This is a genomic window from Methylobacterium sp. WL103 (genome assembly GCF_008039885.1).
In the GTDB taxonomy this organism is placed as follows: Bacteria; Pseudomonadota; Alphaproteobacteria; order Rhizobiales; family Beijerinckiaceae; genus Methylobacterium; species Methylobacterium cerastii.
The window spans coordinates 1-13,906 of the sequence record NZ_VRUX01000062.1; the positions used below are offsets into that span (position 1 = coordinate 1).

Annotated in this window: 15 protein-coding genes; 11 read left to right on the plus strand and 4 right to left on the minus strand. The window is 71.1% G+C overall.

The annotated features are described in order from the left end of the window. Positions 1 to 4: 4 nt before the first annotated feature. Positions 5 to 718: a response regulator gene (locus tag FV222_RS06565; protein ID WP_147751266.1), complete on the plus strand. Its 714-nt coding sequence runs from the start codon at positions 5 to 7 to the stop codon at positions 716 to 718. A gap of 51 nt (positions 719 to 769) precedes the next feature. On the opposite strand, the gene FV222_RS06570 is transcribed toward FV222_RS06565, so the two are convergent. Next, the gene (locus FV222_RS06570; protein ID WP_246685351.1) at positions 770 to 2,680 is read right to left on the minus strand and encodes a KUP/HAK/KT family potassium transporter; all 1,911 of its coding nucleotides are present in this window, start codon (positions 2,678 to 2,680) and stop codon (positions 770 to 772) included. A 249-nt stretch (positions 2,681 to 2,929) separates the two neighbouring features. Beyond that, entirely contained in the window at positions 2,930 to 3,160 is a 231-nt protein-coding gene (locus FV222_RS06575; RefSeq protein ID WP_147763545.1) for a pentapeptide MXKDX repeat protein, read from the minus strand. Positions 3,161 to 3,378: 218 nt separating this feature from the next. Between FV222_RS06575 and msrA the strand changes: the two genes are divergently transcribed. From msrA to FV222_RS06595, 4 genes are all read left to right on the plus strand, one after another. Next, a complete protein-coding gene (gene msrA / locus FV222_RS06580) occupies positions 3,379 to 4,107 on the plus strand; it encodes a peptide-methionine (S)-S-oxide reductase MsrA (RefSeq protein ID WP_147763546.1) in 729 nt (242 codons plus the stop codon). Positions 4,108 to 4,245: 138 nt separating this feature from the next. Then, positions 4,246 to 4,605 carry a helix-turn-helix domain-containing protein gene (locus FV222_RS06585; protein WP_147763547.1) on the plus strand — a complete coding sequence of 120 codons (360 nt, stop codon included), beginning with the start codon at positions 4,246 to 4,248 and terminating at the stop codon, positions 4,603 to 4,605. Positions 4,606 to 4,717: 112 nt separating this feature from the next. Continuing rightward, entirely contained in the window at positions 4,718 to 6,025 is a 1,308-nt protein-coding gene (locus FV222_RS06590) for an MFS transporter (protein WP_147763548.1), read from the plus strand. A gap of 76 nt (positions 6,026 to 6,101) precedes the next feature. Further along, positions 6,102 to 6,971, plus strand: a complete 870-nt coding sequence (locus FV222_RS06595) for an amidohydrolase family protein (protein ID WP_147763549.1) — start codon at positions 6,102 to 6,104, stop codon at positions 6,969 to 6,971. 14 nt (positions 6,972 to 6,985) lie between these two features. On the opposite strand, the gene FV222_RS06600 is transcribed toward FV222_RS06595, so the two are convergent. Further along, a complete protein-coding gene (locus tag FV222_RS06600; RefSeq protein WP_147763550.1) occupies positions 6,986 to 7,294 on the minus strand; it encodes a YciI family protein in 309 nt (102 codons plus the stop codon). 326 nt (positions 7,295 to 7,620) lie between these two features. Here FV222_RS06600 and FV222_RS06605 point away from each other — a divergent pair, with 326 nt between their 5' ends. Beyond that, positions 7,621 to 8,838, plus strand: coding sequence for an ABC transporter substrate-binding protein (locus FV222_RS06605; protein ID WP_147813539.1), 1,218 nt, complete (start codon positions 7,621 to 7,623; stop codon positions 8,836 to 8,838). 106 nt (positions 8,839 to 8,944) lie between these two features. Here the strand turns inward: FV222_RS06605 and catC are convergent, their stop codons facing one another. Then, the gene (gene catC / locus FV222_RS06610; RefSeq protein WP_147751258.1) at positions 8,945 to 9,220 is read right to left on the minus strand and encodes a muconolactone Delta-isomerase; all 276 of its coding nucleotides are present in this window, start codon (positions 9,218 to 9,220) and stop codon (positions 8,945 to 8,947) included. A 205-nt stretch (positions 9,221 to 9,425) separates the two neighbouring features. Here catC and FV222_RS06615 point away from each other — a divergent pair, with 205 nt between their 5' ends. From FV222_RS06615 to FV222_RS06635, 5 genes are all read left to right on the plus strand, one after another. Beyond that, positions 9,426 to 9,674, plus strand: coding sequence for a plasmid stabilization protein (locus FV222_RS06615; protein WP_147763551.1), 249 nt, complete (start codon positions 9,426 to 9,428; stop codon positions 9,672 to 9,674). Continuing rightward, positions 9,671 to 10,093: a type II toxin-antitoxin system VapC family toxin gene (locus tag FV222_RS06620; protein WP_147763552.1), complete on the plus strand. Its 423-nt coding sequence runs from the start codon at positions 9,671 to 9,673 to the stop codon at positions 10,091 to 10,093. The genes FV222_RS06615 and FV222_RS06620 overlap by 4 nt, the downstream gene beginning before the upstream one ends. Positions 10,094 to 10,280: 187 nt before the next feature. After that, positions 10,281 to 11,636, plus strand: a complete 1,356-nt coding sequence (locus FV222_RS06625) for an aspartate aminotransferase family protein (protein ID WP_147763553.1) — start codon at positions 10,281 to 10,283, stop codon at positions 11,634 to 11,636. A gap of 104 nt (positions 11,637 to 11,740) precedes the next feature. Next, entirely contained in the window at positions 11,741 to 12,802 is a 1,062-nt protein-coding gene (locus FV222_RS06630) for an SDR family oxidoreductase (RefSeq protein WP_147763554.1), read from the plus strand. A gap of 188 nt (positions 12,803 to 12,990) precedes the next feature. Continuing rightward, positions 12,991 to 13,906, plus strand: a 916-nt coding sequence (locus FV222_RS06635) for an MCP four helix bundle domain-containing protein (RefSeq protein WP_147813537.1), incomplete at its 3' end; no start/stop codon positions are given.

The window sequence follows — 13,906 nt, forward strand, 5'->3', positions numbered from 1 at the left end:
CCTGATGGCCGCCCACGCCCGCACCGAGCTCTCCGACGGCGCGCCGCACGTCCTCGTGGTCGACGACGACCGGCGCCTGCGCGAGCTGCTCGCCCGCTACCTCGCCGAGCAGGGGTTCCGGGTCACCGCCGCCGCCAGCGCCGCGGAGGCGCGGGCCAAGGCCCAGAGCCTGGTCTTCGACGCGATGGTGCTCGACGTGATGATGCCGGGCGAGGACGGCTTCGCCTACGCCCGCAGCGTGCGCGAGACCTCGCGCGTTCCGATCCTGATGCTCACCGCCCGCTCCAACCCGAACGACCGGGTGATGGGGCTGGAGATCGGCGCCGACGACTACCTGCCGAAACCGTTCGAGCCGCGGGAGCTGACGCTCCGGCTCACCAACATCATCAACCGGGCGTCCGGCCCCCGCCGCGACACCGGCACCGGCGACGTGGTGACGTTCGGGCCGTTCTCCTACCGGATCGAGCGCGGCGAGCTGAGGCGCGAGGACGAGATGATCCGCATCACCGAGCGCGAGCGCGAGATCCTGACGATCCTGGCCGGCGCGCACGGCGCCAACGTCGAGCGCGAGGCGCTGGCCGGCGCCGGGGGGCTGGCCGCCGAGCGCACCATCGACGTGCAGATCAACCGCCTGCGCCGCAAGACCGAGGTCGACCCGGCCAACCCGACCTTCCTGCAGACCGTGCGCGGCGTGGGCTATCGGCTCGCGGTGGATTGAGACGGATGCGCGCCCTCCCCCTCCGCGGGGGAGGGACGGACGACGAGCCGTCTAGATCTCGATCTCGGTCCCCACCTCGACCACCTGTCGCGTCGGCAGCCCGAAATGCGCGCCGGTTCGCTCGGCGTTGCGCTTCATGAAGGCGTAGAGGCCCTCGCGCCAGCTGTACATGCCGGGGTTGGTGGGCGAGGGGATGATCGCCTCGTGGCCGACGAAGTAGGTGATGTCCTCGATGAACTCCGCCGGCAGCAGGCCGCTGGCCACCGCGCATTGCAGCCCTTCCGGGATCGAGGCCGTCTGCATGAAGCCGTAATGCAGCACCACGCGCTCCATGCCGGGGGTGTATTGCGAGATCGCCTTGCGGATGCCCGAGGCCACGAGCGTCACCTGCGCACGCTGCGTGGCCGGCACGATCGGCTCCTCCTCGTAGATCACGGTGATCAGCAGGATGCGCTCGTGCAGGCAGCGGCTGCGCTCGACCAGGCGCCCGAGCGCCATCGGGATGCCCTCGCTCGCCGCCGACAGGAAGGCGGCGGTGCCGGGCAGCGTCACCGGAGGATGCGAGGCGAGGCGGGCGAGGAACGCGGACTCCTTCTGGCGCAGGGGCTCGCGCACCGCCTCCAGCACCCGGTTGCCCTTCATCCAGGTCAGCATCAGGAAGGCCACCGTGAAGGCGAGAACCAGCGGGAACCAGCCGCCCTCGAGCAGCTTCGTGCTGTTGGCCGCCAGGAACACGAGGTCGATGGCCAGGAAGAAGCCGTTGACCGCGAGCACCGCGGCCAGGCTGTAGCCCCAGCGCAGGGCGATCAGCGCGGCGAGCAGCGTGGTGATGCCCATCAGCGCCGAGACGGCGATGCCGTAGGCGCCGGCCAGCGCATCGGAGGAGCCGAACACGACGACGGCCACGAGGGTGGCGAGGGCGAGCAGCCAGTTCACCGCCGGCACGTAGATCTGCCCCCGCTCGTCCCGGTCGGTGTGGACCACCCGCATCGTCGGCATGAAGCCGAGCTGGATCGCCTGCTGCGTCAGCGAATACACGCCGGAGATCACCGCCTGCGAGGCGATGACCGTGGCCATGGTGGCCAGCGCCACGAGGGGATAGTGCGCCCAGTCCGGCGCGAGCCGGTAGAACGGGTTCTCGATGGCGTCCGGCTCGGCGATGAGCAGCGCGCCCTGCCCGCAATAGTGGATCAGCAGCGCCGGGAGCACGAGGCCGAACCAGGCGGTGCGGATCGCCGGGGCGCCGAAATGCCCGAGGTCGGCATACATCGCCTCCCCGCCGGTGACCGCGAGGAAGGCCGCGCCGAGCATCAGGAACGACACGTGCCAGCCGGCATGGAACAGGAAGTCCACCGCCCGCCAGGGGTTGGCCGCCGCCAGGATCTGCGGCGCCTGCCAGATCGCGGGGACCGCCAGCAGCACCAGCACCGTGAACCACACCAGCATCACCGGGCCGAACACCCGGCCGATCACCGTCACGCCCTTCCGCTGCACCAGGAACAGGCCGATCAGGATCAGGATCGTCAGCGGCAAGACGAAGGGCGTCAGCACCGGCGCGTCGACCTTCAGCCCCTCGATCGCCGACAGCACCGAGATCGCCGGGGTGATCGCGCCGTCGCCGTAGAGCAAGGCCGCGCCGATCAGCCCGACGACGAGCAGCAGCGCCTGCCAGGTGCCGGCCTTGGCGTGGCGGGCGCCGAGCAGCGCCAACATCGCGACGATGCCGCCCTCGCCGCGGTTGTCGGCGCGCAGGATCAGCACCGCGTATTTCAGCGAGACGATCAGGATCAGCGACCACAGGATCAGCGAGACCGCGCCGGTGGCCGCCGCCGCGACGGGCGCCCCGCCGGAGATGCCGGCCTTCACCGCCTCCTTGAAGGCGTAAAGCGGGCTGGTGCCGATGTCGCCGTAGACGACGCCGAGGGCCCCCAACGTCAGCGCCGGGCCGGCCGCGTGCCGCACGGCCCCGGGCTTTCGCGCGACGGGGGCGACCGGAAGGCCGTCTTTCTCCGCGAGGGGGACGGCTTGGCTCACGCGGGGTGCCCTCGGATCGAAGATCGCGCAGACGCTGCCCGCATCCGCATGCCCGTTCAAGGGGCCGGACCCGGCGAATCCGGAGGACCCACGGCGATTTGTTCCGATCGGAGGCGGACGGCGCCCGCGCTGCCGCTCGATCCGCGGCCGGCCGGCGCCGGCCGCGGGCGCAGGACCCTACTTCTTCATCGGGTCGGCCTTCATCGCGTCCTTGCTCTTCGCGTCCTTATGCATGGAGTCCTTGTGCCCGGACTCCTTGGCCATCGAATCCTTATGCATCGAATCCTTGGCCATGGAGTCCTTCTTCATCATCGCGTCCTTCGACATCGATTCGGCGGCGTGGACCGGTGCCGACAGAGCGAAGGCGGCGAGCAGCAGGGAGGCGGTGGCGGCGAGGCGGTGGCGCATGATCGGACATCCTTGAGGACGGGACACCGTCGTCCCGATGCAGCCCCTTCGACCGGGTTTCGCCACCGGTTACGCGGCGCGCGGCCGCCATGAGGCCGGCGATTTTCGCCGTTGTTCGCCCTCGGCGGAACCGCGTAACCGCGCGCCCGTCGCCGGCGAAAAGACCGGATGGGCGCGCGATCACCGCCCCGCATCACCCGATCCCGACGGAGACCGCCATGTCCCTGAAACCCGAACGGTCCGGCCGGAGCGGCGTCGCACTCGCTACGATCGCGGGCCTCGCCCTGATGGCCGGCGCGTTCTCGCTGCGCGGCCTCGCCCACGCGGAGGAGCCCGGCCGCCGCCTGCCCGAAGCGGCCGTGACCGCCAGGGAAGCCGGCCTGCGCACCGCGACGCTCGCCGGCGGCTGCTTCTGGGGCGTGCAGGGGGTGTTCCAGCACGTGCGCGGCGTGCGCCAAGCGGTGTCGGGCTATGCCGGCGGCGACGCGGCGGACGCCCGCTACAGCGCGGTCAGCACAGGCGGCACCGGCCATGCGGAGGCGGTGCGCGTCACCTACGATCCGGCGGTGATCCGCTACGACGAACTGCTACGGATCTTCTTCTCGGTGGCCCTCGACCCGACGCAGGTGAACCGCCAGGGTCCCGATTCCGGCCCGCAATACCGCTCGGCGATCTTCCCCGCCGACGCGGAGCAGGCGGCGGTGGCCAAGGCCTATATCGCCCAGCTCGACGCCGCCCACGCCTACGCAAGGCCGATCGCCACCCGGATCGAGCCCGGCGCGACCTTCTACCCGGCGGAGGGCTACCACCAGGACTTCATGGCGAGCCACCCGAACCACCCCTACATCGCCGCCAACGACGCCCCGAAGCTGCGCGACCTGCAGGCGCTGTTCCCCGAGCGCACCACGCCGGAGCCGACGCTGGTCGGCGGCCGCCCGCCGGCTTGAGCCCCGTCCTCCCGTCTCCCCTCATCCTGAGGTGCATGGGTAAGATGAAGACCCAAGCGCGGCCTCCGTCGATGGTGACGGAGCCGCCTCCTCATGGCTCGTCCGTGCAGCTACGGTCGGCTCGCGGAGGATATCGACATGAGCACCCTGACGGTCGGCATCGGCTCCATGGCGGATGCGAGGACCCGGTTTCTAGAGGCGACCGCCGGAGCCGTGGCGGGGCGCACCTCGGTAGCCGAGCCGGCGATCTACTTTGCCAGCTACGACGAGATGCACCGCGTCCTGGCGCCTGCCCGCCTGGCGATCGTCAAGGCGATGGCGGGCCAGGGGCCGCTCGCCATCCGCGAAGTCGCCCGCCGCGTCGGCCGCGACGTCCAGGCCGTGCATCGGGACGTCGTGACGCTTTCGGACGCCGGAATCGTCGACCAGTCGGAGGCCGGCGTGACGTTCCCCCACGATCGCATCCATGTGGAGTTCGGCGTCGGCGCCGCCGCCTGAACAGCCGCGGGCGACAAACACCGCCCTTGTCCCCGCCCGGCGCCGTCCCCGCCCTTGTCCGCGCGTCCCGATCCACGCCAGGATCGCGCATCAGGGGCGCGGGGACGAAATCATGGCGGCGGCTTCGGGACCGGGAACCTCCAAACCCCTCGACGTGGTGCCGATCGAGGATGCGAGCCTCGGGGCGTTCTACCGGAGCATGAACCTCACCGAGCGGCGCACCTTCTGGGCCTGCGCCGCCGGCTGGGCGCTCGACGGCATGGACTTCATGATCTACCCGCTGGTGATCGGCACGATCATCAGCCTGTGGAAGGTCGACCCCGGCACGGCGGGGCTCGCCGCCACCGTCACGCTGCTGGCCTCGGCTTTGGGTGGGTGGATCGCCGGGTTCGTCGCCGACCGCATCGGCCGTGTGCTGACGCTGCAGATCACCATCCTGTGGTTCTCGTTCTTCTCGCTGGTCTGCGCCTTCGTGCAGAACTTCGAGCAACTGCTCGTCGCCCGCGCGCTGCTGGGCCTCGGCTTCGGCGGCGAGTGGGCGGCCGGCGCGGTGCTGATGGGCGAGACCATCCGGGCGCAGTATCGCGGCCGGGCGGTCGGCTCGGTCCAGTCCGGCTGGGCGATCGGCTGGGGCCTGGCGGTGCTGTCGCAGGCGGTGCTGTTCTCCTATCTGCCGCCCGAGAGCGCATGGCGCTGGATGTTCGTGATCGGCGCGTTCCCGGCGCTGCTGGTGTTCTACCTCCGCCGCTACGTCGAGGAGCCGAAGGTCGCCGCCGAGACCCGCGCCAAGGCGCGCGCGGCCGGGGAGCAGCCCAAGCTCTGGGAGATCTTCGCCGGCCCGCTCCTGCGCACGACGATCCTCGCCTCGCTCGCCGCGGCCGGCTGCCAGGGCGGCTACTACGCCATCACCACCTGGCTGCCGCGCTACCTCACCACCGAGCGCGGCCTGTCGATCGTCTCCTCCACCGGCTACCTCTCGGCGCTGATCGTCGGCTCGTTCGCCGGCTATCTCGTCGGCGCCTGGCTCGCCGACCGGCTCGGGCGGCGCCCGCTGTTCCTGATCTTCTCCGTCGGCGCGATCCTCGTCATCGTCGCCTACACCCAGCTGCCGCTCTCGAACGCGGTTTTGTGGGTTCTGGGCTTTCCGCTGGGCTTCTTCGCCTCCGGCTACTTCTCGGGGATGGGCGCCTTCCTCACCGAGCTCTACCCGACGCGGCTTCGCGGATCGGGCCAGGGCTTCTGCTACAATTTCGGCCGGGGCCTCGGCGCGCTGTTCCCGTACCTCGTGGGCGAGCTCTCCAAGTCGATCGGCCTCGCCTCGGCGATCGCGGTCTTCGCCGCCGGCGCCTACGGCGTGTTCTTCCTGGCCGCCTTCGCCCTGCCGGAGACGCGGGGCAAGGTGCTGCACGTGGACGGTTAAGGGGCGAAGAAGCCCTTGCATCCCCGCCCCCTCTGCTGGGGCGGGAAGACGCGTCGAGCCCGGACGAGAGGACGCCATGACCCCGATCCGCGATTGCCCCGCCCCCGATCCGACCCCATCCGGGCCGACGCGCTACGCCGTGCCGGCGGGCGCGGTCGACACCCACGCCCACGTCATCGGCCGGCCGCCGGCCTATCCGTTCGTGGAGAACCGCAGCTACACCCCGCCGGCCGCGCCCGCGGCGGCCTACCGCGCGATGCTCGACGCCACCGGCATGGCGCACGGCGTGCTGGTCCAGGTCAGCGTCCACGGCACCGACAACCGGCTGCTGCTGGAAACCCTGGCGACCGACCCCGCGCGCCTGCGCGGCGTCGCCGTGATCCCCCTCGGACTGCCCGAGCGCGAACTCGCGGCGATGAAGGCGGCGGGCGTGGTGGGCTTGCGCCTCAACGTGCTCTACGGCGGCGGCATCGATTTCGATCAAGTCGAGGCCTACGGCGCGCTCGCCCGCGAGATGGGCTGGCACCTGCAGTTCCTGATCGACGCGCGCAGCCTGCCGCCGCTCGCCGCACGGCTCTCGCGGCTGCCGGTGCCGTTCGTCGTCGATCACATGGGCCACATGCCGACCTCGGCGGGCCTCTCGGACGAAGGCTTCTCCACCCTCGTGGCGCTGGTGCGCGACGGCGCCTTCGTGAAGCTGTCGGGCGCGTTCCGCACCTCGGTCGCGGGCGCGCCCTACGCCGACACCATCCCCTTCGCCCGCGCGCTCAACGACGCCGCGCCGGAGCGCTGCCTGTGGGGCTCGGACTGGCCGCACGTCGCCGCCTGGGACGGGCCGCCGAAGCTCTCGACGCTCCTCGACCTGATGGCCGACTGGGTGCCGGACGAAGGGCGGCGCCAGAAGCTCTTCGTCGAGAACCCGCGCGCGCTCTACGGTTTCGGTTAGGCTTGGGGCTTCAGCTAGGTTTGAGGCTTCAGGTAGCTGCGGCCGTCGAGGTAGGCCTTGCGCCAGCGCTGGATCGCCACCCGCTCGAACAGGCCGGCCTTTGCGAACGGGTCCTCGGCGATGAAGGCTTCCGCTTCCGCCCGGGTTTCCACGTCGACGACGTAGAGGCCGCCGCCCGCATCCGACCCGTCGTCGGCGAGCTTGGCGCCGCAGGCGAGCAGCAACGCGGCCTGGGCTTCCAGGAAGGCGAGGTGCTCGGCGCGGGCCTCGCGGCGCAGGTGCTGGTGGCCGGGCTTGTCGAAGGTCTCGATGATGAACGGCATGGCGGCTCCGGGCGCGCGGCTGATGTTTCCGATGCGCCAGGTGTAACGCGGCGCAGGGCGCGCGGCGCCGGCGGGCCCTGACACCGGGCAAGCGTTCTCACTGGTTCGACCCGGCCGGGCGCGATCGGCGAGCGGGACGCAACTATAAGAAGAACGCCGACCCGCCGCGCGCCGCCGTTCTCCTGGCGGATTGCGCGCACGGCACCGGCCTGCCTCCGGACGCGGGACGACCCGCCAACCGGGGGAGGCCGCACCACCGCGTCCGCGCATGGGCACGCGGAGCGGCCTCGCGCCGCCAGCCCTCGGGAGGACCCTCCGTGACACGCATCATCCCGGCCTCCGCGCTCGCCGCCGCGCTGCTCGCAGGTGGCCTCGCGGCCACCCCGGCCCGCGCGCAATACGCCGACGGCGGCATCAAGATCGGCGTGCTGACCGACATGTCCGGCGGCTACTCGGACCTCGCCGGCAAGGGCTCGGTGACGGCGGCGCAGCTGGCGATCGAGGATTTCGGCAAGACCGTCGGCGGCCGCAAGGTCGAGCTGATCGTCGCCGACCACCAGAACAAGGCCGACATCGCCTCCACCATCGCCCGCCGCTGGTTCGACACGGAAGGGGTGGACGCGATCTTCGACACGAACTCGTCGGTGGCGGGGCTCGCGGTGCGCGAGGTGGCCCGCGCCAAGGGCAAGGTCGACGTCAATTCCGGCGCCGGCTCGATGGCGCTCACCAACGCCGCCTGCTCGCCCACCGGGGCGCACTGGTCCTGGGATACGCACGCGCTGGCGGCCGGCACCGCCGCGGCGCTCGCGGACGACCCGAAGAACACCTGGTTCTTCATCACCGCCGACTACACGTTCGGGCACGACCTCGAGGCCCAGGTCACCCGCGTCGTGAAGGCGAAGGGCGGCACCGTGTTCGGCTCGGTCAAGCACCCGTTCCCGAACGCCGACTTCTCGTCCTACCTGATCCAGGCGCAGGCCTCGGGCGCCCGGATCATCGGCATGGCCAACGCCGGCGCCGACACGATCAACACCATCAAGCAGGCCGCCGAGTTCGGCATCGCGGAGGGCGGCCAGTCGCTCGGCGGGCTCAACATCTTCCTCACCGACGTCAACTCGGTCGGCCTGAAGGCGGCGCAGGGCATGATCCTGACGACGGGCTTCTACTGGGACCTCGACGACCGCACCCGCGCGCTGGCCCAGCGCTTCGGCGCGCGCATGGGCGGCCGGATGCCGACCATGGTCCAGGCCGGCGACTACTCGGCGGTGCTGCACTACCTCAAGGCGGCCGAGGCGGCGGGCACCGACGACGGCCTCGCGGTGATGGCCAAGATGCGCGAGCTGCCGATCGAGGACGCCTTCGCCCGCAACGCCAAACTGCGCCCCGACGGCCGCATGGTGCACGACATGTATCTGGCGCGGGTGAAGACGCCGGCCGAGTCGAAGGGCCCGTGGGATTTCTACACGATCCTCAAGACCATCCCCGGCGACGAGGCCTTCCAGCCGCTGGCGCAGAGCACCTGCAAGCTGGTGACGAACCCGTAGGCGGACGGGTAGCCCGCGCGTCCCTCACCTCCCCGTCGTCCCGCGCCTGCCTTCCGCGACCCGGGAGGCGGGGAAGGGTGCCGTCGCGCGTCGGACCAAGGCCGGCTCAGATCGCCGACGGATGCCGGGCCAGCGGCGTCACCGCCACGCTCATGAACGGGAAGAGTGGCAGGCTGGAGAGGATGGCGTGGAGCTCGTCGTGGTCGGCCACGTCGAACACGCTGATGTTGGCGTACTGCCCGGCGATGCGCCAGAGATGCACCCACCGGCCCGATTCCTGAAGCGCCTGCGCCTGCGCCTTCTCCTCGGCCTTCAACCGGTCGAACTCGGCCGGCGGCAGGTGCGTGGGCGGATGCACCTCCATCCTGACGTGATACAGCATCGCTTCCTCCCCGCTCCCTCGTCGCCAGCCCGGCCGCGCCATCATAGCGCCGCCGCATCACGGTTGCGCGCGGATCGGCTCCCCGGGGTGTGCTAACCCGCGATCCGAGCAAGGAAGAGGCACCCGCCGAAGCCCCGCGCGCAAAGCGCGTTGCCGAAGCATCCATCGACGGATCATTTGCAGTCATTGACCGACGGGCGTGCCCATGGCCGTGATGACGATCCGCAACATCGACGACGCGCTCAAGGCACGCCTCCGCGTCCGCGCCGCGATGCACGGCCGATCGATGGAAGACGAGGCGCGCGACATCCTGCGCTCCGCCCTTTCCAGCGAAGTTCCCCGCCCCCGCGATCTCGGCCGGGCGATTCATGAGCGCTTCGCGGCGCTCGGCGGCGTCGACCTGCCGGACGTGCCACGCGAACCCGGCCGGGAGCCGCCGGACTTCGAGGCGTGATCGTCCTCGACACCAACGTCCTCTCCGAGTTGATGCGGCCCAGCCCCGAGCCGAAGGTCCTGGCCTGGTTCGCGCTGCGACCGATCGCGGGCTTGTTCACCACGCCCCTGACGCAGGCTGAAATCTTCTACGGCCTCGTCCTCCTCCCGGAGGGTCGGCGGCGCGATGGGTTGATGGCGGCGGCACGAACGATCTTCGAGGTCGAGATGGCGGGACGGGTCTTGCCCTTCGACGGCGATGCCGCTGCGGCCTATCCCGAGATCGCCATCGGGCGGCGCAAGGCCGGCCAGCCGATCGGTCCGATCGATGGCCAGATCGCGGCGATCGCTCGGTCGCGCGGCTCGCGGCTCGCGACGCGCAACGTTCGGGACTTCACCGGCTGCGGGATCACCGTCATCGATCCCTGGACGGTCGCCTGACGGAAGCGTCGCGTTTCTCACTGACGCGCTGGTCATCGCCTCGGCCGCGCAGCCGCCGCGCGTCGCATGTCGGGCGTGGGGCGCCTGCATCAAAAGCACTTGTTGCGGCGCGCAAAACCGGGTCCCCTGCCGGCGAGCCCAGGGATCCGAGCCCCCGCGCATCCCGCCCCCCACCGAGGAGCCATCCATGTCCGACCTGAACGCACCGACGGATGCGCCTGCGCGGAAGAACGCGCCCGCGTTGGAGGCGTTCTGGATGCCGTTCACCGCCAACCGCCAGTTCAAGGCGGCGCCGCGGATGTTCGTGGCGGCCGACGGCATGCACTACACCACCGACGACGGCCGGCAGGTGCTCGACGGGACGGCGGGTCTGTGGTGCTGCAACGCCGGGCACGGGCGGCGCGGGATCGCGAGCGCCGTCGAGCGCCAGCTCGCGACGATGGACTTCGCCCCGACCTTCCAGATGGGGCACCCGATCGCGTTCGAATTCGCCGAACGCCTGGCCGAGATCGCCCCCGGGCCGAGAGGAAAGAAGCTCGACCGGGTGTTCTTCACCGGCTCGGGCTCGGAATCGGTCGACACCGCGCTCAAGATCGCGCTGGCCTACCAGCGGGCCGTCGGACAGGGCACCCGCACCCGGCTGATCGGGCGCGAGCGCGGCTATCACGGCGTCGGCTTCGGCGGCATCTCGGTCGGCGGCATCGTCTCGAACCGGCGGGCCTTCCCGACGCTGCCCGGCGCCGACCACCTGCGCCACACCCACGATCCGGCGAAGAACGCCTTCACCAAGGGCCAGCCCGAGCACGGGGCCGAGCTCGCCGACGACCTCGAGCGCCTCGTCGCGCTTCACGGCGCCGAGACCATCGCGGCCTGCATCGTCGAGCCGGTGGCGGGCTCCACCGGCGTGCTGGTGCCGCCGAAGGGCTACCTCGAGCGCCTGCGCGCGATTTGCGACGCCCACGGCATCCTGCTGATCTTCGACGAGGTGATCTCCGGCTTCGGGCGGCTCGGCGCGCCCTTCGCCGCCGACTTCTTCGGGGTGACGCCGGACCTCGTCTGCACCGCCAAGGGGCTGACCAACGGCACCATCCCGATGGGCGCGGTCTTCGCCGGCCGCCACGTCCACGACGCCCTGATGGACGGCCCGGACGGGATCGAGCTGTTCCACGGCTACACCTATTCCGGCCACCCGGTGGCCTGCGCGGCGGGGCTCGCGACGCTGGACATCTACCGCGACGAGGGCCTGCTCACCCGCGCGGCCGAACTCGCCGACGACTGGGCCTCGGCGATGCACGACCTGCGCGGGCGCAACCGCGTGATCGACATCCGCACCATCGGCCTGATCGCCGGCATCGAGCTGGAACCGCGCCCCGGCGCGCCCGGCAAGCGCGCCTACGACGTGTTCGTGGATTGCTTCGCGCGCGGCCTGCTGATCCGCGTCACCGGCGACATCGTCGCGCTCTCGCCGCCGCTGATCCTGGAGAACGGCCAGATCGACGAGATAGCCGGCATCCTGGGGGATGCGATCGACCGGGTGGTTTGAAGGGGGGACGGAGCGCGTCTTCGCCCTTCGCTGCAACGCAACGCACGCCCGCTGGTTGAACCCGCGAAACGAGGGCCGCGGGCCCTCGGCAGCGAGGATCATGCATGACGGGTTCGGTTCTGATCGTGGGCGCCAGCGGCATCGTCGGAAGCGCGGCCGCCGAACGGTTCTCCGCCGAGGGCTGGGAGGTGGCGGGGCTGGCACGCAAGCCCGTGGCGCAGGACGGCGTCACGCCGGTCTCGGCCGACCTGCAGGACCCCGCCTCCCTCGAGCGGGCGCTCTCCGGCCTGGCGCCGAGCCATGTGGTGCTCGCCACCTGGATGCGCCGCGACACCGAGGCCGAGATGATCCGCGTCAACGGCGCGATGGTGGAAAACCTGCTCGCCGCGCTCCGCCCGGCGGGCTCGCTCCGGCACGTGGCCCTGGTCACCGGCCTGAAGCACTATCTCGGGCCGTTCGAGGCCTACGGGAAGGGCGCCGTGCCGCAGACCCCGTTCCGCGAGGAGCAGGGCCGGCTCGACGTGGAGAACTTCTACTACGCGCAGGAGGATGCGGTGTTCTCGGCGGCCGCCCGCGACGGCTTCGCCTGGAGCGTCCACCGCCCGCACACGATCATCGGCAAGGCGGTCGGCAACGCCATGAACATGGGCACGACGCTCGCCGCCTACGCCACGCTCTGCCGCGAGACCGGCCGCCCGTTCCGCTTCCCCGGCTCGGGGATGCAGTGGAACGGCCTGACCGACATGACCGACGCGCGGCTGCTCGCCCGCCACCTGCTCTGGGCCTCGACCAGCGCGCGCGCGGCCAACGAGGACTTCAACGTCGTCGACGGCGACGTCTTCCGATGGAGCTGGATGTGGGGCCGGATCGCGGAATGGTTCGGGATCGCGGACGAGCCGTTCGACGGCACCGTGCGGCCGCTCGAGACGCAGATGGCCGAGGACGGCCCCGTCTGGGCCGAGATCGCGGCCCGCCACGGCCTCGCCGAGCCCGACCTCGCGAAGCTCGCCTCGCCCTGGCACACCGACGCCGACCTCGGCCGGCCGATCGAGGTGGTCACCGACATGAGCAAGAGCCGCCGGTTCGGGTTCCTGGACTACCAGCCCACCGACGACGCGTTCTTCGACCTGTTCGCCCGCCTGCGGGCCGACCGGCTGATCCCGTAAGACGCTGGCTGTGAGAGCACGCGCCACGTCGGCGGGGCGCGACCAGCCCGTCGACGTGGCCGCCAAGACGAGACTAAGAATACTTGAACGAATGAGGGATTATTACCCAATTAAGTGTAGTGGCGCCGTTATAGGGCAATCTTAATCGTGATCGGCAATCTAGGATCCGACGTTTCAAGGATTCCGCGATGTTGGCCCATGTCACGATTCGAACGCGCCTGATCGGCGCAGTGCTGGTGCTGTTCGCCCTCACGGCGGGGTTGGGCGGCTTCTGCTTTTCGCGCATCCACGCCCTCAGCGCGGTCACCGACGACCTCGGCGGCAACGCACTGCCGTCGACGCGCACCCTCGGGCGGCTCGCCACGAACTTCGAGACCCTGCGCAGCCGGCAGCTCGCCTACCTGCTGTCGAGCGAGGAGCGCCGGCCGCAATCCCTGCCGCGGCTGCGCGTCAGCATGGCCGACATCGAGGCCGACATCGCCGCCTATGCCGGCCTCGTCAGCGACGGCGAGGGTGCGCTGTGGGACGCGGTGAAGGCGACGGTGCCGGCCTACTCGGCCATGGGAGAAGAATTCATCCGCCGCCTCGACGCCGGCGACGCGAAGGGCGCCACCGCCTACGTGCTCGACGGGATGCTGCCGGCGCTCAACGCCGCCCGCGCCGCCCTGAAGGCCGACCTCGCCTTCAACGAGGCCGCCGGCAAGACCAGCGCCGCCGTCGCGCAGGCGTTGGGCGAGCGCGCCCGCCTCGCCATCGCCGTCGTCCTAGCCCTCGTCGCGGCGACCACCGTCGCGGTCGGCTGGATGTCGGTCTCCACGATCTCCGCGCCGGTCCGGCGGATGGCGCGGGTGATGGACGTGGTGGTGGCCGGCGACACCACGGTATTGGTGCCGCATACCGGCGAGCGCAGCGAGCTCGGCGCGATGGCGTCGGCGGTCCAGGTGTTCAAGGAGAACCTGATCCGCACGCGCAAGCTCGAGGCGGAGACGGCGGACGCGCGGCTGGCGGCGGAGGCGCAGCGCAAGGCCGGGATGCGCCAGATGGCCGACGACTTCGAGGCGGCGGTGGGCGGCATCGTCGGGATGGTCTCGTCCTCGGCGACCG